A 20,505-nucleotide genomic window follows, 5' to 3' on the forward strand; every position below is an offset into this window, starting at 1 on the left:
GATGATGTCGTACTTCCTCTTAAATCAGATCCGACTATACTTATTCTAACTTTCTACCTGTTAATAAACTTTACAACAGAACCCTAATTTGCAAGCTGGCGGAACAAATCGAAATATCATGCTTTCCCATCAAATAACAAACAGCAACAGTACTTTAAATTTAATTCTTAGGATATCGCTCTTTTACAAGTTCTTCGATGTTAATAGTTTTTTTAATTTCTTCTGATGATAACCAAGGTGTATATCTTGTTCCATTCTTAGTTTGTAAGTATATCTGAAATTTTTTATTATATAGTTCTTCTTTAAGGATTGTGGTTATCTTGATTAAATCTTTAATTACAAGGGGATTATTTTCAAATTCATTACTACCGGTATTAATAATTAAATTCACCTTATATCCTCGAACATCCATATATTCCAAATTCGCATAAGTAATACCTTGTAATTCAAAACGATTGTTTTGGATTGCAATTAATCTCTCTTCTATTTTTGTATGATTTTTAATCCAATTTTCCAAATAAATGTCTATCGTATTGTTCATCGTTTTTTTCATTGTTAATAACAGCTCTTCTTTTGTTATCATTTTTTGCACATTTTTAAAAGGTCCACCTAAAGATTTTCCATTATAATCCTTAATTTCAAGTTCTGTTATCTTTTTATTATTTTTCTGGATGAGTTGAAATAGAGTATATAAACGATCTAATTCTACTGATTCAAATTGGCTAAAGTCAATCTCGTTACTCATTTGCAAAGTTAATAATAATTCATTAGTTGGTTTTCCTTCATCTGACCTTCTATCCTCTGACAAATATTGAAGAGTGTTATCAGTTTTAGTTTCCACGTACCCTAACTTTTTTATTTCTTCTAGAGTTGGTTGGAATTTCTGATATGCCTCATATGTTTTTTTTCCATATTTGTATTCATCACTTTTTATGGATGAATAGAAGAGACCATCTACCTCTACTCGAAATTGAATATTTTTATTATTCTTTACTTGCACAGTATGGTATGCATGTCCCATATTATTTTCATTTAAAGGGCTCATATGTGTTACAACAACATCGATTCCGTGTTTTTCTTTTATATATTTTTGTACCTCATCTTCATTAACTTGATTACAACCACTTAAAAATATGAAACATACTACTAGCAATATTACATTTTTCATGCTTTTCATATAAGCACTCCCTACGTAAGGTTAATTATTGAATATGCAGCACACTGCAAAGCACTCTTTCCTTAGTCGTATACTTCAACTTTTATATAGTGTGAATCTTAAATCATTTAAGTTCTTGACGTTCCCATCTATACTGCTTGGAACATTACTGTCTTAAATATATAACTTATTTGTTTCAAGGTCTTTCTCAGTTCTAAAAGCATATGGTTCATTGGGCAAATATCTAAATTGTACATTCATACCATGAGACCTATTTTACTATAAAATAATGAAAAAATACGCTATTCTTTCTGTAGAATCATAGGAAAGGATGGCGTTTTTTATGTCTGTTTCTGTGTCTAACGAATTACAACTATTTGCTCAAGAGATTCAAAGTGCCCTATCTCCAAATGCCTTACGAAATCTTGCTAGAGATGTTGGCTTTGTACAACGAACCAGTAAGTACCGAGCAAAAGATTTAGTCGCTTTATGTATATGGATGAGTCAAAATATCGCTACAACCTCTTTAGCTCAGTTATCTAGCTGTTTAGAGGCATCAACAGAAGTACTCATCAGTCCGGAAGGACTGAATCAAAGGTTTAATAGATCAGCCGTTCAATTTTTACAACACATATTGACTAACCTTCTAAATAAAAAACTAACTTCATCTATGCGAATTTCTTCTCCATACACCTCTGTTTTCAAGCGTATTCGTATTTTAGATTCAACTGCATTTCAACTTCCAGATCTTTTTTCTTTTGTTTATCCAGGTGCAGGAGGATGCAGCCATACAGCGGGAGTAAAGATACAGCTTGAGTATGATTTATTAAGTGGACAATTCCTTCATATTCATACAGGTCCAGGTAAACAACATGATCGAACCTACGGTTCTTTGTGTGTCCCAACTGTGGCAGCGAATGATCTATGTATCCGAGATTTAGGGTATTTTCATTTGAAAGATCTTCAATATATACAAGATAAAAAGGCTTACTATATCTCTCGTATCAAATCGAATACACGTATTTATCAAAAAAATCCCAATCCTGATTATTTTCAAGATGGCAGAATCAAGAAAGGTACAGAGTATATCCAAATAGATATGGAGGTTGTAATGAACTCTCTTCAACCAGGACAAACATATGAAATATCCAACGCTTATGTAGGAATGACGGATAAAGTCCCAACTCGTGTGATTATTCATCGACTAACAAAAGAACAACAACAAAAACGATTACAAGATCAAACGGTAAGAGAAAAAAAGAAAGGAATGAAGTATTCTGCTCGTAGTAAACGACTTAGCGGTATCAATGTATATATGACAAATACCCCTACAGATATTGTCCCGATGGGGCAGGTGCATGATTGGTATTCTTTACGTTGGCAAATCGAGATTTTATTTAAAACGTGGAAATCATTCTTTCATATTCATCATTGTAAAAAGATAAAACGAGAACGATTGGAATGCCATTTGTATGGAAAACTGATTGCCATTCTACTCTGTTCTTCTACCATGTTTCAAATGCGGCAATTACTTCTTATGAAAAAGAAACGAGAACTGAGTGAATATAAGGCCATATATATGATTAAAGATTACTTTCTTCTTCTTTTCCAAGCTATACAGAAAGACACCCAAGAGCTATCAAAGATTCTAATTCGCCTGTTCAACCTCCTACAGCAAAACGGGAGAAAATCTCATCGATATGAGAAGAAAACAGTCTTTGATATATTAGGTGTCGTTTACAATTGTACCATGTCTGATAATCAAGCGGCTTAATTCAAAAAAATGAAACCCGTTAGGGTTTATTTCGTATGCAAATCTTTAAATTCCTTACACATAACCTTTAGAAAAAAGAAACACTCTCTACTATAATTGACGTTGTATGAGCTTAGCTTGATAGCGATGTGGTGCTACCCCAATAAAGAAAAAGAGCTATTTAGCAAATTTTAGGAAGAGTTTCATGAATTAAGAAAAAAGATGAAAAAGGCACAAGAATTAGGGAAAGCTAATAATGAAGAATCCTACACTTATTATCTAAAAGAAATCGAACCTAATATGCAAAAAACAATTCAGTCCATTCGTGAACTAATGGTATATAACAGTAATAATGCAGAGCAGTTACAACAAGTTAATAATAACAATGCTCAAAATACAATGATAATGTTTGTAGTCCTTTCAATTTTAGCGATTATCATAGTAATATTCATCGGATATCTTATTAAGTTAACCATACGACAAGCACTATTATTATTGCAAAATGATATGAAGAAAGTAGCTGCAGGTAATTTAACAATACGTACTTCTTATAAAGCAAATAATGAGATAGGAAATATTGTACAGTCTTTTAATAGTATGTTAGATAATCTACAATAATTAATTGCAAGTGTTAAATCGACAACACATGAAGTTATTTCTTCTACAGATGGTGTTTTACAAGATACAAAGCGAGCATCTAATATTTCGAATGAGGTTGTTCAGACGATTTCTGAAGTAAAAGAAAAAATAGCAGGACAGGTAACTCGCATTCAAGAGAGTTCATCTTCAATGGATGAAATAACAATTGGTGTGCAAACAGTAGCTGAGTCTTCAGCTGTAGTTGCTGAGGTAGCAGTAACTACTACAGAAAAAATACACATTGGTAGTGATGTAATAAAGCACTCAATTCTTCAAATGAACAGTGTTCATGATGTGGTGGAGGAAACATCAAAAGTAATAGATAGACTTGTTACACGTACACAACAGATTGATACAGCTTTGGATGCAATTACTAATATTGCCGAGCAAACACTAACCTTCTTGCCTTAAATGCTGCTATTGAAGCAGCACGTGCTGGAGAGAATGGGAAAGGGTTTGCAGTGGTTGCAGCAGAAGTGAGGGATTTAGCTGAAAAGTCTAAAGAATCCGCGAATGAAATTAACCATTTAGTCAAATCTATTCAACAAGATACTCAAGACACAGTTCATGTCATGCAAAAAGGAGAACAAAAGGCAGCAGAAGGAAAGGAAGCAGCCCACCAAGCAGATCAAACATTCTCATCTATTATGAGAGATATTGACAAAATCACAAGTCAAATTCAAGAAGTCTCTGCAGCAACAGAAGAGATGTCTGCCGGTACAGAAGAAGTAAATGCGTCTCTTTCACTAGTATCTGATACTTCAACACAAATAGAAAGAGAAACAATTCAAACAGTACAATCAATTCAATTACAAGCAGTTTCAATTCAAGAAATTTCAAATCAATCTAACAAGATGAAAGAAAAGGTGAATGCATTAACAGAATTGCTTTCTAAATTTATTATTGAAGAGCAAAAAAACGAGAAATAAAATATATATAAAGAAGTACAGGTCCTTAATTAAGGACCTGTACTTCTTTATTATGACTAACTGTAAGTTGTGAAATAAATTTCTATTTTGTAAACAATTGTGAACAGAATTTTAATTTTTTGTTTTATTTATTTTTTCTGAATAATACATATTGACAAAACAATAGTAGCGATATAGAATTGGTTTTGTTCACCGGTGAACATTATGTGAGGTTTTTGTTTAGTATTATTTTTATTCATTATTTCTAACATCAAGATATTCTATCTCTTTTTTATGTAGTTTGAAAGATTATTGGCTATTTAAAATCAATAAAACGGTTTATATTGATAAAATTATTTAAAGGGATGATTGTATGACGAATGCTATAGCGGTAAGAAATGTACGAAAGTTTAGTTCTCAACCCTTATCTACTAATTGTGCTGAAATATTAAAACGTAGTAAGCATGCAATAATAGGTATTAGTCCGTTTAATAGTAGATTTTCTGATGAATATATTAATAGACTCATTGAATGGGCATTACATACTTTTGATGATGTTAGTGTTTTATTAGCTGGAAAAGAAGCTGCAAATTTACTTGAGGCTCTAGGAACACCAAAAGGTAAAGCGGAAAGAAAAGTTAGGAAAGAAGTATCTCGAAATAGAAGATCAGCTGAAAAGGCACTTAAAGAGCATGGTGGTAATGTAAATGCTATCCATACTTTTTCTGATTTTAATGACAACAATGCATATAGCTGCATGAGGGCAGAAGCAGAACATATTTTTTTAAGCGAAACTGTTTTTCGAAATGCTTGCTTAGAAATGTCACATGCAGCCATTTTAGGTAGGGCAAGGGGTACTAATATAGATATTGATCAAATATCAAATGACATGCTAAATATTGCAGTAGAATATGTAATTGCAGAACTCCCATTTTTCATTGGTGGAGCTGAAATTTTAGGAACTCAAGAAGCTGTACTTATTTATCATAAACCATGGGAGCTTGGTGAACAGATAGTTAGAAATGATTTTTCTATCAGGATGAAACCAAATCAAGGATATTTAATGGTACAAGAAATGGAAAATTTATCTTAGCAAATAGTAAGTATCCAATACAAGGGGGAAGAAATATGTCAAATACTATACAAACGGTAAATATATTAACAGAGGAATTTCAAGAAAATCCATATAAGTATTTTTCATACCTACGTCAGAATGACCCAGTACATTATGAACCTGAGATTGATAGTTATTTTATTAGCAGATATCAAGATGTCCGTAATATATTGAATGATACTGAAACATTTACAACAAAATCATTAGCTGAACGTGCTGAGCCAGTAATGCGTGGACCAGTATTAGCACAAATGCGTGGAAAAGAGCATGTTGCGAAAAGAAAAATTGTTCTAAGAAGTTTTATGGGAGATGCTTTACAAAAATTAATGCCTTTAATTAAAAAGAATGCAGAAGATTTACTATTTCCACACCTTCCAAATGGAAAGATAGATTTAATTAATGATTTTGGCAGAACATTTGCTGTTTATGTAACAATGGATATGATTGGATTAGATAAGAAAGATCATAAGAAGATAGGAGAATGGCATAGCGGTGTAGCTGACTTTATTACCAGTATAAATCAACCACCAGAGGCAAAAAAACATTCTCTTTGGTGCAGTGAACAGTTAGCTAATTATTTAGAACCAATTATTAAAGAGCGAAGATTAAACCCACAGGAAGACTTAATTTCTAAATTATGCAGTGCAAAATATGAAGGAATAGCTATGACTAATACTGATATTCTAGCATTGATTTTAAATATATTATTAGCTGCAACAGAACCTGGTGATAAGACTCTTGCTTTATTAATCTATAATTTAATTAACCAACCGAAACAACTGCAAGATGTATTAAGTGATCGTTCATTAGTACCATTAGCTATTGCAGAAACTTTACGTTACAATCCACCAGTGCAATTGATCCCACGTCAATTGTCAAAAGATACGGACATAAGTGGTATCCAACTATCCAAAGGAACTACGGTATTTTGTATGATTGGTGCAGCGAATCGTGACCCTAATGCATTTGAAAGACCTGATGAATTCAACATTTATCGTCCGGATCTTGATATTAAAAAGGCATTTAGTGGTGCTGCAAGACATCTTGCATTCGGATCAGGTATTCATAATTGCGTAGGAGCAGCGTTTGCAAAATCAGAAATTGAAATAGTTGTAAATGTAGTCTTAGATAATATGAAAAATATTAAATTAGAAGAAGATTTTCAATATGTTGAAAAAGGACTTTATACACGTGGACCTATTTCCATGCCTATTCTTTTTGATAAGTTAGTTTAAAAAAACATGGCTATTTTAGTTATTAATATAATTCAATTTTTACTAAGGGGCTAAAACCCCTTAGTTTTTCTATTTTTATGAGAAGGTCAACATATATACCTTCTAAGCTGATATAACAAAAAATTAAATACATTGTTTCCATGCTTCTAAAAATTTTGTTACAATTTGTAACTCGGAATCATTAAATTGTTGGAATAACTCACTGTAACGCTCATGTGCAATTTTGTGTAACTTTTTATGAACAATGGCTAACTGTATTCCCTTATCAGTTAAAGTATAAAAGATTTCCTTCTTATTATCTGTATTTTGATGCGTCAATAAAATTTTATTATCAATAAGAACGCGAATAGCTTTAGAGATGGTTGCTTTAGAAATATTAAGTTCCATAGATAGTAGAGTGTTATTCATTTGTTGTTTACTCTCATGAATAACCGAAACAATATGTAGTTGCGTTAGAGTCCAATTTTTATTTATATTTTCATATTCACTAACTAATTCTTTTATCATCTCTTGAGATGCATATTTTTTCTTTTCTCTTGTTATGACAAAGTCTTCAATAGCTTTTAAGGTTTGTTCATGGACAAAATTTGTCATAATAATTTCCCCTATCTAGAATTATTGTTTACCGGTTAACAATATAAAGTTTACCAGTAAACAATAATCAGGTCAACAATTTAAAAAAAGGATTTTTATGCATTGAAACTAACTCTTTAATATAATAGGACTTTATTAGGGTAAATTGTGAAAAATAGATACATTAAAGGTTCTTACATAATTAGTTAAATTTCAATTTAGCAATTGACAATTGCTAAATGAGGATATAAAATCAAAATAGTTTACCGGTAAACAAAAAATAAAATAGACAAAGAAGGGTAGAAACATTTAAATGAATAAGGGCATAAAACAGAAAATTTACGATAATTATCTACATTTGTTACATCTCAATGAACAAAAGGCAGATAAGGATATTGAGACTTTTTTTAAGCAAGCAAAAATGGAAGAAATAGAACATGTACCGACAAATATGACAAGTATACACGTAATTGCCTGTATTGGTGAAAATCAGCCAATAAATAATATTACAATTGCAAGGAAAATGAATTTATCTAAAGCGAATATCACAAAAATTAACACCAAATTAATAAAAGAAAATTTAATCACTCGTTTTCAGTCAGTTGATAACAAAAAGGAGGTATATTATCAACTTACTCCGGCAGGACAATCACTTTGTGAATTACATCAGAAAATTCATGACCAGAAAGAAAATGAATTTTATCAGTTCGTTGATTCATTTTCTGAAATTGAACAAAACGCAATATTGAAGTTTTTACAAAATATAAACGATAAAATGTTGGAGAAATAAATTTATTATAACTTAAATAAATTAGCTAATTATTAATAATCTTTTAGGAGGGATAGCATGAACCGTGTTAAATCAAGTGCTTCTTTTCTTTTATATTTGTTGTGTATTAGTGCTTTTTTCGCTTCTTTAAATCAAAATATATATTCTCCAATAATCCCCATAATTCGGGATTCATTCCAAGTATCTATAACAATGGTTAACCTTTCCGTTTCCATATTTATTTTTATTACGGCAATTATGCAAATTGTTTTTGGTTCTATAATTGATTTTAAAGGTGCTAGGACTATTCTCATTCCGAGTATTATTTTAACAATTATAGCGAGTATTGGTTGTGCAATTACAAGTAACTTTACAGTATTTTTAATATGTAGAATTTTACAGGCTGTAGGGACAGCTGCAATACCACTTATTGCTGCAACTACAATTGGTACTGTATTTCAAGGAGAACAACGAGGAAGTGCAATGGGTACATATCAAACCATGTTATCCATTGCACCTGCTGTTGCACCTGTGCTAGGAGGTTTTATTGGGGAAAAATATAATTACCCAGGTGTTTTCTGGCTACTTGTGGCAGTATCTTTAATTCTATTTGTAACTAATTGGATATATTTCCCTAAGGATCGTGTAGGAAGTAAAAAAGAATTGAGTGGGAAAACACTTATGTCTCACTATGCTTCTATATTTAAAAGCAAAGTGGGCAGTTCCATATTAATATTAAGTTTCTTTGCATTTTTTCTTTATTTCTCCTTCATTGTTTACTTACCAATTTTATTAACTGATCATTATCAATTAAGTTTACAGGTAGTGGGTTTACTTTACTTACCAATGGCTGTTAGTTTAATGATTGGCAGCATGACTTTTAAAACAATTCAATCAAGAATTTCACAAAAAAAGTTTTTTATAACTGGAAATGTAGTCTTAGCTTTGAGCGTTATATTATTTGCTGTGACACACTCGAATACTTTAATTGGCGTAACAGTTGCTTTAATTCTTCACGGAATATCAATTGGTATCCTTACTCCTTTATTTGCTACTATGATTGCAAATGAATTTGAACATAATAGAGGAAGTGCAATGGGAATGTTTAACTTTATTAGATATATGGGAATGGCTGTAGGACCTATTGTTTCGGGGGTATTATTAGCACATTTCAAGCCTACAATTGTATTTGCTCTTTTTGGCGGATTTTGTATCTTTCTCTCTTTTGGTATGCTTATACGGATTAGTAAGAGATCTATTAAAATTGTACCAAAACAAGAAAACCTAAAATAAGAAAATGATTTCATCATAAAGAATGAATAGTATATAAACTATGCAGTTAAATTATTATCCATAATAAAATTAAGGTAAACTAAAAGTTGATTTTATTCATAATAAAAGATGAAATATATTGTTTCTTTTGTAATTTTGAATAAGGTAATTAGAAATTTCAATAAGAGAAATTATATTTAGTTAAGTAATAAAAAAGTGTAGAAGGGTTTTATTTCTACGCTTTTTTATTTTGGGGTATTTCGGAATTCTTAGGTTGATGGGTATGTGGTGCTACCCCAATAATAAATCGAAATCTCTTGATTAAATAAAAATGAATTCGGTTTCATTACTGTATAGTACAAAATTATTTTAAATCTTTTAAAGTATGACCACGTTTAATGTCTACACCTAATTCTAGCGCACGCTCTTCTAATATTTCTTCTGTAATAGATTGGGGGATAAAAAGCGTATATGGAAAATCAGTATCTAAATTTTTAAAGTTTAATCTTGTATCTAAGGCAGCAAAAGGCTTGTATCTGATTTCTTACCTCTAGATAAAAAGCGATTTTCAATACCTCTCATAGCCATTAATTCTAAGGAGCGAGGGTGAAGTGTGAGTGCTCTAGAATTTCTTATCCGATTTAATCTTCTCTCTAAAACGACAACTTTTACACTTTGAATAGCTAATTCACATGCTGTCATAAGTCCAACCTGACCACCACCAACTACCGCTACATCATAATAATTTTCCATGTCATACCCTCCATTTTTTACGTAATTAAGAGCTAATACAAGAATTTGCACAAGGGATTTATAAACGGTATCTATTGTGCAAATAGAATAACTTGAGATATACCCTATATCAAAAATTCGATATGAAGGTTAATTGGATTCAATATGAGAAAGATAATAGGGTAGTCTATTTTTAATTATTTAATGGAAGGGGTACGTGATTGAGATGAATAATGCATATAATGAAAAGACACATACATTAATTAAACAATTATTGAACAAGTTTTCCACAAAAGCTCCTGGCTTTGCATATATTGCTAGTTTTGATAGCGGGGTAACATATAAAGGTGCGGTTGGCTTAGCTTCTATAGAGAAAAATTCACCTATAAACACAAAAAATATTTTTAATATTGCTTCAGTTTCTAAGCAATTCACAGCATTTTCTATATTACTCTTAGAACAAGAGGGAAGATTGAGTTTAGATGATTCAATTGTAAGGTTCGTCCCTTCTATAGGAACATATGCTGAACCAGTAACATTGAAACATCTAATTCATCATACTGGTGGACTAGTTGATTATATGGCATTAGCTGAAGCAGCAAATATTAAATTTACTGATTCATTAACTGTGGAAGAATCGCTAAACCACCTTAATAGTCATCAAATTGCAAGGTTCGCAGCTAGTACAAAATTTGAGTATAGCAATACAGGATATTTTTTATTATCACAAGTGGTAGAGAAGGTAAGCGGCAAGTCTCTACGTCAGTTTACAAAGGATTGTATTTTTGACCCTTTAAATATGAGAGACACAACAATTATAGATTACTACCCAACTACTGTACCAATTACTAGTGGGTATTCGAAGAATGAGCAAGGAACATATAAAATCTATGAAAGCCCTTGGGAACACACAGGGGATGGGGCAGTTCATGCAACAGTTGAAGACCTGGTAAAATGGGGGGAGAATTTAACTACAGGTACCGTTGGTGGAAAAGAACTTGTTAAAAGAATGAGCGAAATAGGTCCGAAAATTTCTCCAACTGGGAAGACGATTATTGACAATGAAGATTATGCTTTTGGACTAAGGCTTGCTGAAGGTTTTAACTGTCGGTACTTGGAACATTCAGGAAGTTGGGCGGGTTATCGTTCACACTTCATGCGGTTTCCACAAGAATATTTGTCTGTTGTAGTCCTAAGTAACTATGATGGATTTGATTCTAAAAAATATGCTAATGAAATAGCAGGAATTGTTTTAGAAAAGTAAAAAATAGAGGGTAGAAGTCAGTATTTAGATTTGCTTTATCCCACGTTGTTTTAGGTGTAATTAATTTTGAGAACGGAAGGCAAGCATAAATTTATGCCTGCCTTTTTAGGTATTAAAATGAATATAGATGTTAATATTCATACAGTTAAAAAATTAATTAGAAATTCTTTGAATATAGATTAATTAACGTTACATTTTAAAACTAAATATTCTAATTATCAAACTCAATTTTATTGAAAATTGAAATATTAAGTAATATACCTATTGCTATTAAATTGACCATTAAAGAACTTCCACCAAAACTTACAAATGGAAATGGAGTACCTGTAAGAGGAAATAGTCCCGTAATACCACCTAAATTTACAACAGATTGCATACCAATCATACATCCTATACCAATTGCTATAAAACTGCCGAATGGATCTACACATAATTGTGCAATTTTTAAAGAGCGAAGTACTATAGTCAAAACTCCAGCCAATAGAATAAATACACCAATAAATCCTAGTTCTTCAGAAACTATTGCCATTATAAAATCAGTATGTGGTTCCGGAAGATAACCTGTTTTTTGTATGCTATTTCCAAATCCACGACCAGTAATTCCTCCAGAGCCAATGGCAATAAAAGAATTTACAAGCTGGTATCCATTTCCTTGTGCATCAAAAAAGGGATTGAAAATCGTAGTAATACGTGTCTTTTGAACTTCTGACAAACTATATTGAATTAAAAAATATAAAATAGGTAACCACAAAATAGAACCGATGGAAGTTCTTTTGATTAGTAGATTTATATTTATTCCTGAGCAAAGAAATATGCTAAAACCTATACCTAATATTAAAAGTGCTGATCCTAAATTTGGTTGTTTAAAGATAAGAAAAAAAATTGTAGCTAAAAAAAATAAAAGTTTTCCGCTACCACTCCAGCTATTTTTAGCTTGTTCTTGTCGTAATGCAAAAAAACGGGCTGTTACGAGTATTGTTCCTAATTTAAGAAATTCAGCTGGCTGTATTCCAAAGATCCATGATTGAGCATTATTTACCACTTTTCCTTTCCATAAAACCATAATTAATAAAAAAATCCCCCCAACCATAATAAAGATTGAGACTATTCGTTTTTTCCATATTTCATATGGGAGTATAGCACAAACTACTAACCCTATTGTTCCTAAAAGTAGCTTTGTTAATTGAGAATCAACAAAGTGTCTACTTTTATAACCGTAATGCTGGACAGCTACAATGGAACTCGCACTATACATCATGATAATACCTAAAGTACATGTTATGAATAGAGGGAGGAGCAATAGATAATCGAGTTTTAATATTTTTTTCATTTTAATATCCTCCTAATTTAAAACAAAACATAATATTACATTTGCTAATGAATAAAATCTTGTTCTCGTCAATTACTAAATAGGATTTTGTTTAGGCAGATTTTATTGCTTACAACCTATTTTCTTACGCAAAAATCCCCCTAGTATGTAACTAGGGGGATTTAAAATGGCATGACTAAATAAGGCTTTTCCCCCTAGTAGAGCTTTGGCACTATACAACGTAAAGTAATGAAAATTCATCACTTAGCTATCTTAAGAAGAGCCTTAACCCGACAATTCCTGTTCTACCCATTGGCGTCTTTCGACATTTTTGGGCAATAGCCTGTGTTTGTATAGGAGCCTCACCTAACAGGTTCAGCAATATAAATTTTATGTATTTGTTTCGTGTAGCAAGCATAAATATATATTTTTTTCTTGTCAAGTAACCGTATTGCTAAAATTATATGTTTTATAGCGTTATGATCCTTTGAAAAATGTTGTGAGAAAACGTATGTAATCATTCCGTATAAGTACATATTTTAGACTTGTAGCGTATAGTTTGATTAAGTAGTTTAACCATATAAATTTGATAAACAGTAAAGCAGATTTTAATCATAAAAGAAGATTTTTTTAAGAATGGAATTGAAAGTGAGTTGACAAATATTAAATTCTGGTTTAAATTTTGAAGTAATTCAATAATCTTTGTTAGGTGAGGCTCCTGTATAGAGAAACGCTGCTGCCCAAAAATGTCGAGAGACGCCAATGGGTCAACAGGAACGGTCGGATTAAGGCCCTTCTTAATGTAGCTGGTTATAAAAACCTATGCTATACAGTGCTAAAACTCAACGAGGGAGTGGTATACGATTTGATAGAAAGGCACCTCTGTGATTTTGGCAGGGCGGTCTTAATAATCATTTATTTGTATTGTGAAAAAACCTTTACTCCTTTTTGAGTAAAGGTTTTTCTGTTTAATTTTATTTATTTTTATCTTGTCTATATTCAAAAAGGAGGTAATTCTAACTAATGAATTGATTGCAATGTAACTATTATTGCTCTAATAAAAAATCTAAGACAGATAAAATAAAACAAAACCACTCATGAAACTCTAGAGTCTCCCTTAGCAATATGAGGAGGAGTTAACATGAAGAAATTATTAAATGAATTACTTGTAACCCCAAAAAATTTAGATGCAGAGAAGGTTTTACGTCTTCCTTCGTATGATGTTGCGCAAGAAGTAAAACGGTTTTCAATTGAAGATCAAGTCATATTACTAAATACAATACCTGTATTAAAAAGCTCTAAAATTCTTCAATATATGAGTGCAGAAGAAAAATATAATATCTTAATTCACTTATCTGAAAATAAAGCCAAAAAGTTGCTAAATTTACAACCGATTGATGAATTAGTAGATTTACTTCTAGCGGTTCATCCGGAAAAACAGGCTAAATTAATGGCGTATCTAGATAAAATTACAAAACATAACGTGAAAAAATTGATGACTTTCAAACCTGAAACGGCGGGAAGTCTTGTAACAAGTGATTTTGTTGCAGTTAGAGGAAATTGGTCAGTAAAAATGACATTAAAGTACATTAGGGAAAATTCTAAAAATGTAGAATCAATATCTTATAGTTATGTTCTTGATAATCACGGTTATCTTAAGGGAATCGTTTCCATACATGAGTTATTACTAGCACCAGATGAAGAGATATTATCTACTATCATGATTCAAGAGGTAATTTCAGTACAAGCTGAAATTGATCAGCAAGAAGTTGTAAAAAAGCTACTCAATTATAATTTAGCAGCAATACCTGTCACAACAGCAAATAATAAAATGATTGGTATTATAACATTTGATGACGTAATGAATGTTATGGAAGCAGAAGCTACAGAAGATATTCAAAAGTTAGGCGGAAGTGAACCATTAAATCAATCTTACTTTGAAGCTAGCATTTGGAGCATTTTCTTAAAACGTCTACCATGGTTATTACTTCTTTTTGTTGCTGAGGCATATACAGGTACAGTATTAAAGTATTTTGAGGACGAAATTGAAACTGTAGTTGCCCTTGCTTTCTTTGTTCCATTATTAGTAGGTACTGGAGGGAATACAGGAACACAGGTTGTAGCAACAATTACTCGTGCAATTGGTATTGGAGAGATGAAATTTAAAGACATTTTCCGTGTAATGAAAAAGGAACTTGCAATTGGTATGCTTCTTGGACTTGCACTTGCGGTAGCTGGGCTCACTCGTGCTTATATGTTAGGTGTTGGAACAGAAGTTGCACAAGTTGTAGCAATCACTTTATTATTTATTGTTATTTGGGCCTCTCTTGTTGCAGCTGTTTTACCTTTAATTCTAAGAAAATTAAAACTGGATCCTGCAGTTGTTTCAGGTCCATTTATTACAACATTTGTTGACGGAACAGGATTAGTAATTTATTTCATGGTTGCAAAAACGTTATTAAATTTGTAAATATACACTAAAAAAAACAAATTTGGAATAAGTATTTTGCCTTGATTACTAAAATATAGTGGGAAATTTAGTAATGAGAAAATCAAACACTTTTGTCTTTAGATAAATAATATTTTAATGGATTTATTGAATGTAATGAATGTAATGAATGCTGGAGGATAAAACTATGAAACATCTAAGGAAAATCTTCAAAAGAATCTTGCTTCTATTTTCTATTTTAATGATTATTGGCATAGGAATATTATTTGGTACTAGCTATGGCCGAGAGCTTCGTATAACAATCGCTGGGAGTATACTAACTTCTCAGCATCCACAATATGCGAAATATACATTCCTATCCCAAAAGGAACTAGATAAACTGCAAGATAGAATTAATCATCCGAAATGGTCAAACAGTGATGAGCATATTTATAAAAAAATAGTAGGAAAAAGATTAGAAGAATTAAAAAGTCAGCCATTAGAAATTGATGTAGAAACAATTAAAAGTAATAAAGATAGTCGCTTTCTATTCGAAGGAAAGTTAGTCACTATTAGTAATCCTTTCAATGTTAAACTTGTTAGCCATCAAGGAACACAGGGTGCTAACAGGGGAGAAAAAATTAGTGTAATGGCAAAACGTAATCATGCACTTGTTGCTGTGAATGCAAGTGGATTTGCTGATGAAACAGGAAGGGGTGGAGGAAATGTTGCAACTGGCATAGTAATAGAAAATGGGAAAGCTATTGATACGAATATGGATAGAAATACCCCTACAATTATTACGGGTTTAACAAAGTTTGGGCAAATGATAACAGGAAATTATTCTACCCAACAACTTCTGGATAAACAAATCGTTTCAGCAGCAGGATTTATGCCACAGTTAATTGTAAATGGAGAAAAAATGATTACAGAAGGAGACGGTGGTTGGGGTTCTGCTCCGCGAAGTATTATGGCCCAAAAAGAAGATGGTACAATTATGTTTCTAGTCATTGACGGTAGACAGACGCATAGTATAGGGGCTACGTTAAAAGAGTGTCAAGATATTCTATATGAAAAAGGAGCAGTAAATGCAATGGCTATGGATGGAGGTTCTTCTGCTACGCTATATTTAGGAGGAAAGGTTATAAATTCACCTTCTACATTATCACATGAAGATCGTTATTTACCGAATGCTTGGGTGGTAACAGCAAATCCGAAACAGAAAATAAATATGACGATAGATGGAGAAAAAGTAAATTCCGAAACATTTGATAAATTTGATACAAATATTATATCTAATTAAATAGTAAAAAGAAGCAAAGTAAATATGAAATGTTTTTATAAACCAATTAATGTAAAATTTATATTATGTATTTTTTATATAATAAAACTACATTTTAAGAGGAATATATATAATATTTAAACCCTTGTGTTTTTGGATAGGGAAAAGAATAAGGGTTCAGCAATACAAAATTGCTAAACCCTTATTCTTTATTCTTTCCTATTCTGCCTAAACTATCTTTAATAGTTGTTTCCCCAAGTTGTGTATATAGCAAAGCTGTATCTTGACTGGTATGCCCAAGTTGCTGCATCACTTGTAATGAATCCTTTTCTTCCATATATAATTTGTTTGCCAATGTATGTCTTAATTTATGGGGAGACATTCTTTTACCGTAGGCCTTAGTATATTTTTCTACTATATCTTGGATAGCCCTAACGGAAAGAGGCTGTGCAGTATGTTTATACTTCGATAAGAATACATTTTGTAATTCTTTCCCTGGAGCATATTTGTTACCTCTAATCTCCATATATTTTTCAAGATCATTTAATGCAATGGGGGTAATCCAAACGGAATCTTCTTTGTTTCCTTTTCGTATTACGTCAATTAGTCTTTCTTTTAAGTTTATATCTTCCATGCGGAGATCGGCCAATTCACTTACACGAATACCACTACCAAGAAAGAGGGAAAGAATAGCTACATCACGCTCCTTATCTCTTAAGAAATAGAATAACTGATGTCTTGTTAAAGATTTTTCATGTTCGTACTTAATATAATTCAGAAATTCTTGATCATCATCATTATGGAATATTTTAGACCTCATACGTTTTGCACGAGCATTTAATGTTTCTTTATCTTTATGTATTTCAATTTTAGCCATTACATTTCTATAAAAATAGCATTCTCCATCTTCATTCTCTGATAGGGAGGTGAGGTACTTAAATAAAGATTTTAAGGCTGAAATTTTTCTGTTAACAGAGGAATTCTGCATGTTTTGTTGTAGTTTTAGAAACCTCATAAAGTTCTCAACATCTTTTTTCTTTAAATTCTCCAAATCAGAGAAAGATACGTCTTTAATGGGCTTAAATTCAATAATTTGTTCAGATAATAGCCAATTAAAGAAGACTCTAAAATCATATACATAATTCAGTAGGGTGGAGGGAGAGGCATCATGCAATTCTTTATACTCCACAAATTCTTCTATGTAAAAGGGCATTTCATTTAAATTTTCGTATAATTTTTTCCGATGTACGGATTTTTGACGTTGCTTGCTGTAATCCATAAAAATCACCTCATATATACTATAACAGAAAAGAGCTACGAACACAAGTTCGCGTTAAATTCAATTTTTACACATAATTATTTACATAATTAAATTATGGGATGCTAGAATATAATCGAAATTAAATAAGGATAGTGTAGTCATTCTAATAAAATTATAGATAAGCACGTGATAAATCTGTATTAAGCTATAAAAATTAGTGTAAAAACTACATATAAATGTATGTAAAATAAAACAATTTTTATATATAAATTCATACAAATAATCAATATATGAAAACAGTTTAAAATTCGGTATCTAACATGAATTGGCTAATTTAAGCATGATTATGAGGGGTTAATTAGATGAACTTAAGAAATAATCTTATAAATTAAAATGTAATTTACTATAAAAAATATTAATGACTAACTTAGCATTTAATGATTTCTATATAAAGCATGAATTATATAGATACATACCAATATACAGAGCTACATGATAACGAGCTCGAAATCCCTAAATACCGTATTAGATTTTTATTTATACATCTATTGTTCGTAAAATTGGTATTTCGCGCGAAGTTGTAAGTGTTTAATTTTCCCCCTTTTATAAAGGTATCATATACCTTACCTTTCATCAGTATAAATATCTTTTAGTTTCGGGTACCTTCAGCTATACATATTAATATTGATTAAATGGTTGATTATATAACTTATCCAATCTATAACATTTTAATGCAAAATAGTTTACTTTAACTCCTTAAGACTAAATAGATGGTGTATTTTGCAAAATTTAATTGTTGTGATGCCGAAATAGAGCATTTCCTTTGATTCTTTTTATTGTACTTGGTTTAGCTGAGCATTCCGCTAAATATTATTTAAATGCAGATTTCAATATGTAACTACTAAATTTCTCTTTCTGTCTCAATGATATAAGTATTCTTTTCATTTTGAGATTCATTCACTTGTTTTTTATTAATCTCTATTAGATATGTTATGTAAACTGATTAAAAGTAAGGTATTGTAACTACCTTTATATAGCTGTTTTTCAAGTCACATTCCTACCCTACTTTACCACTCGATGTAACCTCATCATGTAAGTACAAATCCGTACATCCGTATTTGTATTTATTATGATATACGCTAATTCAATTCTTTATTTTTTCAGATTCGTATATTCTTCTAAAGTTAGCTTTTCTTGATATATATTGTCAGCGATCTCTCCTACATAACGAATATGCCAAGGTTCATATGCATAACCTGTTTTACATTCCTTACCTTTTGGGTAAAGAATGATAAACCCTGCTCAATCTGAGTTATCCCTCAACCATTTTCCTTCGTATTTGCAAAGGCTAGCTCTAGTTCATTGTTTGTACTTTTAAGGGAGTAATTTTTATAACTCCTTCTTATGTTAACTAAAATACTTATTGTTTATATTTTTTTATTATTATATAATATTTTATGTCTTTACTTATATGCGATTAAGATATATCGGAATTAGAAAAAGGGATCTTTCGAGATTCCTTTTTCAATTTAAAATAAAAAGAAGCGGATTTGCTACCTATCTATATTTCTCGCCTCACAGTAATTCCTTTATATTATTTTATTATATCCTACCCTTTTAAATCCATTTATTGAATGTATAATTATAAATAACCACTAACATTTTGAATCGAGGTGACAATCATGAGGAGTTTTGGTTCATTATTGATCTCTACTATCTGTTCAACAATCCTTTTAGTTTGGAATTTCTTTTCTTTCTATACTGGATTCACAACAGGACATACATACTACTGGGTTAACGGAATCATAGCCTTGGTTTTCCTTCTATTATTTATCCTAAACACGCGAGATATTATCAAGCAGAACTACAGAACATCAGGAAAATAGGAGTTGATACATATGTGGAAAAAAATTAATAATTATAAGTTTCATCTAAAAGATTTGAAATTTATGACTTGGCTATTCCCGATTGTCGGTTTATTATACGCTTATGAATTCTTCTCTGGTCTAATGTTCCACCAGGAGGTTCGTTGGCTCAAGTTAATATGCATGATAATAATGATTATAGGATTTATTGATATTAGAAAGAAGCTTAAAAACAAAGATTATAGAGCGGCATGAATCAACGAAAATTCTTGAACTCATTTCTAGTCTTTACATTATATTTTCGGGACTTACTTAATTAAAGCATCATCAGGAGAATCTGCAGTTCTGCAGGTTTTTTTGTAAAGTAAAAAAGCATCCTATTTAGATGCTCGCCATTCTCTTTTTTCTATATAATAACAATACCAAACACGATGCGGCCTCCCCCTAATAATATGAACAGTTGTGGAAAAATTAAAATCTAAGGAAATAAGGTCGACAAGATTTTCAAAAGCTAAGCTAACTTTTTCTTTCGAACTGCCACCTTCTACTTCCCTGATTTCATAAATCAAGGTCAAACAAATAATAAATATCCCTATATCAATTAATTATATGCCCAAAATTCATACATCCTTTTCTTAACATGATATTAACATAAAAAAATATACAATATCAGAATAGCAGTGGATTCACTACTTTAATTTCTACATAACTCCTTTTTCTTTTGTCCTCTTATAAAGAACTTTACGACTTACACCAGTAACTTCACATATCTTCTTAACTGTATATCCATTTTCTTCACGATTAGCAAGCAGCTCTAAAGCATGATCTATTATACGCCACGTTGTTTAACAAGGTATATCCCTTCTTGTTAGCGTATCTTAATTTTGTGTTCATTTGTTTAGTAATATTAACAACAAACAAGACGCCTCCTAGATCAAGGAAGCG

General features: G+C 31.2%; 14 protein-coding genes, 4 pseudogenes and 2 riboswitches. Of the genes and pseudogenes, 11 read left to right on the forward strand and 7 right to left on the reverse strand.

Translation table 11 applies throughout. The annotated features are described in order from the left end of the window. Positions 1 to 160: 160 nt before the first annotated feature. Entirely contained in the window at positions 161 to 1,177 is a 1,017-nt protein-coding gene (locus ASE54_RS16265; protein WP_000839700.1) for a hypothetical protein, read from the reverse strand. A gap of 322 nt (positions 1,178 to 1,499) precedes the next feature. On the opposite strand from ASE54_RS16265, the gene ASE54_RS16270 reads away from it, so the two are divergent. The 4 genes and pseudogenes from ASE54_RS16270 to ASE54_RS16285 all read left to right on the forward strand — a co-directional run bounded on the left by ASE54_RS16270 (position 1,500) and on the right by ASE54_RS16285 (position 6,805). Beyond that, positions 1,500 to 2,930: an IS4 family transposase gene (locus tag ASE54_RS16270; RefSeq protein WP_043333220.1), complete on the forward strand. Its 1,431-nt coding sequence runs from the start codon at positions 1,500 to 1,502 to the stop codon at positions 2,928 to 2,930. A 141-nt stretch (positions 2,931 to 3,071) separates the two neighbouring features. Next, a pseudogene (locus ASE54_RS35805) lies at positions 3,072 to 4,477 on the forward strand (methyl-accepting chemotaxis protein); the annotation flags it as partial. A 352-nt stretch (positions 4,478 to 4,829) separates the two neighbouring features. Further along, positions 4,830 to 5,549: a tRNA-dependent cyclodipeptide synthase gene (locus ASE54_RS16280; RefSeq protein ID WP_000180151.1), complete on the forward strand. Its 720-nt coding sequence runs from the start codon at positions 4,830 to 4,832 to the stop codon at positions 5,547 to 5,549. Positions 5,550 to 5,584: 35 nt separating this feature from the next. After that, positions 5,585 to 6,805: a cytochrome P450, cyclodipeptide synthase-associated gene (locus ASE54_RS16285; protein ID WP_000072386.1), complete on the forward strand. Its 1,221-nt coding sequence runs from the start codon at positions 5,585 to 5,587 to the stop codon at positions 6,803 to 6,805. Positions 6,806 to 6,928: 123 nt separating this feature from the next. Here the strand turns inward: ASE54_RS16285 and ASE54_RS16290 are convergent, their stop codons facing one another. Next, positions 6,929 to 7,399: a MarR family transcriptional regulator gene (locus tag ASE54_RS16290; RefSeq protein ID WP_000181215.1), complete on the reverse strand. Its 471-nt coding sequence runs from the start codon at positions 7,397 to 7,399 to the stop codon at positions 6,929 to 6,931. A 292-nt stretch (positions 7,400 to 7,691) separates the two neighbouring features. Between ASE54_RS16290 and ASE54_RS16295 the strand changes: the two genes are divergently transcribed. After that, positions 7,692 to 8,168: a MarR family transcriptional regulator gene (locus tag ASE54_RS16295; protein WP_001032351.1), complete on the forward strand. Its 477-nt coding sequence runs from the start codon at positions 7,692 to 7,694 to the stop codon at positions 8,166 to 8,168. 57 nt (positions 8,169 to 8,225) lie between these two features. Continuing rightward, entirely contained in the window at positions 8,226 to 9,440 is a 1,215-nt protein-coding gene (locus tag ASE54_RS16300; protein WP_001082481.1) for an MFS transporter, read from the forward strand. Positions 9,441 to 9,786: 346 nt separating this feature from the next. Here the strand turns inward: ASE54_RS16300 and ASE54_RS34505 are convergent. Further along, a pseudogene (locus ASE54_RS34505) lies at positions 9,787 to 10,172 on the reverse strand (FAD-dependent oxidoreductase); the annotation flags it as partial. Between the two features lie 205 nt (positions 10,173 to 10,377). Between ASE54_RS34505 and ASE54_RS16310 the strand changes: the two are divergent. Further along, on the forward strand, positions 10,378 to 11,415 hold the full coding sequence (locus tag ASE54_RS16310; protein WP_001057951.1) for a serine hydrolase: 1,038 nt from the start codon (positions 10,378 to 10,380) through the stop codon (positions 11,413 to 11,415). A 211-nt stretch (positions 11,416 to 11,626) separates the two neighbouring features. Here ASE54_RS16310 and ASE54_RS16315 read toward each other — a convergent pair whose 3' ends face one another. Next, positions 11,627 to 12,745 (reverse strand): FtsW/RodA/SpoVE family cell cycle protein, encoded by a 1,119-nt coding sequence (locus tag ASE54_RS16315; protein WP_000722107.1) that lies wholly within the window; start codon positions 12,743 to 12,745, stop codon positions 11,627 to 11,629. Between the two features lie 183 nt (positions 12,746 to 12,928). Next, positions 12,929 to 13,105: riboswitch (M-box (ykoK) riboswitch) on the reverse strand. Between the two features lie 313 nt (positions 13,106 to 13,418). Continuing rightward, positions 13,419 to 13,586: riboswitch (M-box (ykoK) riboswitch) on the forward strand. A gap of 279 nt (positions 13,587 to 13,865) precedes the next feature. On the opposite strand from ASE54_RS16315, the gene mgtE reads away from it, so the two are divergent. Both mgtE and ASE54_RS16325 read left to right on the forward strand, forming a co-directional pair. Next, positions 13,866 to 15,194 carry a magnesium transporter gene (gene mgtE / locus ASE54_RS16320; protein ID WP_000735189.1) on the forward strand — a complete coding sequence of 443 codons (1,329 nt, stop codon included), beginning with the start codon at positions 13,866 to 13,868 and terminating at the stop codon, positions 15,192 to 15,194. 166 nt (positions 15,195 to 15,360) lie between these two features. Then, positions 15,361 to 16,455 carry a phosphodiester glycosidase family protein gene (locus tag ASE54_RS16325; protein WP_000681821.1) on the forward strand — a complete coding sequence of 365 codons (1,095 nt, stop codon included), beginning with the start codon at positions 15,361 to 15,363 and terminating at the stop codon, positions 16,453 to 16,455. Between the two features lie 181 nt (positions 16,456 to 16,636). On the opposite strand, the gene xerS is transcribed toward ASE54_RS16325, so the two are convergent. Next, a complete protein-coding gene (xerS, locus tag ASE54_RS16330) occupies positions 16,637 to 17,713 on the reverse strand; it encodes a tyrosine recombinase XerS (protein ID WP_000386602.1) in 1,077 nt (358 codons plus the stop codon). Between the two features lie 1,134 nt (positions 17,714 to 18,847). Further along, positions 18,848 to 19,077, reverse strand: a pseudogene (locus ASE54_RS34515) (D-alanyl-D-alanine carboxypeptidase family protein); the annotation flags it as partial. 300 nt (positions 19,078 to 19,377) lie between these two features. Between ASE54_RS34515 and ASE54_RS37040 the strand changes: the two are divergent. Then, complete coding sequence (locus ASE54_RS37040; protein ID WP_080548775.1) at positions 19,378 to 19,581, forward strand: hypothetical protein; 204 nt, start codon at positions 19,378 to 19,380, stop codon at positions 19,579 to 19,581. A gap of 12 nt (positions 19,582 to 19,593) precedes the next feature. Next, on the forward strand, positions 19,594 to 19,815 hold the full coding sequence (locus ASE54_RS16335) for a hypothetical protein (protein ID WP_000265599.1): 222 nt from the start codon (positions 19,594 to 19,596) through the stop codon (positions 19,813 to 19,815). Between the two features lie 446 nt (positions 19,816 to 20,261). Here the strand turns inward: ASE54_RS16335 and ASE54_RS37045 are convergent. Further along, positions 20,262 to 20,443 (reverse strand): annotated as a pseudogene (locus tag ASE54_RS37045) (recombinase family protein); the annotation flags it as partial. Between the last annotated feature and the right edge of the window lie 62 nt (positions 20,444 to 20,505).

This window comes from Bacillus sp. Root131 (assembly GCF_001429475.1).
GTDB lineage: Bacteria > Bacillota > Bacilli > Bacillales > Bacillaceae_G > Bacillus_A > Bacillus_A thuringiensis_S.

What these genes read in the sequence shown, in the direction of transcription:
- ASE54_RS16265 (WP_000839700.1), bottom strand. Translation starts at nt 1,177, where the DNA reads ATGAAAAGCATGAAAAATGTAATATTGCTAGTAGTATGTTTCATATTT.
- ASE54_RS16270 (WP_043333220.1), top strand. Translation starts at nt 1,500, where the DNA reads ATGTCTGTTTCTGTGTCTAACGAATTACAACTATTTGCTCAAGAGATT.
- ASE54_RS16280 (WP_000180151.1), top strand. Translation starts at nt 4,830, where the DNA reads ATGACGAATGCTATAGCGGTAAGAAATGTACGAAAGTTTAGTTCTCAA.
- ASE54_RS16285 (WP_000072386.1), top strand. Translation starts at nt 5,585, where the DNA reads ATGTCAAATACTATACAAACGGTAAATATATTAACAGAGGAATTTCAA.
- ASE54_RS16290 (WP_000181215.1), bottom strand. Translation starts at nt 7,399, where the DNA reads ATGACAAATTTTGTCCATGAACAAACCTTAAAAGCTATTGAAGACTTT.
- ASE54_RS16295 (WP_001032351.1), top strand. Translation starts at nt 7,692, where the DNA reads ATGAATAAGGGCATAAAACAGAAAATTTACGATAATTATCTACATTTG.
- ASE54_RS16300 (WP_001082481.1), top strand. Translation starts at nt 8,226, where the DNA reads ATGAACCGTGTTAAATCAAGTGCTTCTTTTCTTTTATATTTGTTGTGT.
- ASE54_RS16310 (WP_001057951.1), top strand. Translation starts at nt 10,378, where the DNA reads ATGAATAATGCATATAATGAAAAGACACATACATTAATTAAACAATTA.
- ASE54_RS16315 (WP_000722107.1), bottom strand. Translation starts at nt 12,745, where the DNA reads ATGAAAAAAATATTAAAACTCGATTATCTATTGCTCCTCCCTCTATTC.
- mgtE (WP_000735189.1), top strand. Translation starts at nt 13,866, where the DNA reads ATGAAGAAATTATTAAATGAATTACTTGTAACCCCAAAAAATTTAGAT.
- ASE54_RS16325 (WP_000681821.1), top strand. Translation starts at nt 15,361, where the DNA reads ATGAAACATCTAAGGAAAATCTTCAAAAGAATCTTGCTTCTATTTTCT.
- xerS (WP_000386602.1), bottom strand. Translation starts at nt 17,713, where the DNA reads ATGGATTACAGCAAGCAACGTCAAAAATCCGTACATCGGAAAAAATTA.
- ASE54_RS37040 (WP_080548775.1), top strand. Translation starts at nt 19,378, where the DNA reads ATGAGGAGTTTTGGTTCATTATTGATCTCTACTATCTGTTCAACAATC.
- ASE54_RS16335 (WP_000265599.1), top strand. Translation starts at nt 19,594, where the DNA reads ATGTGGAAAAAAATTAATAATTATAAGTTTCATCTAAAAGATTTGAAA.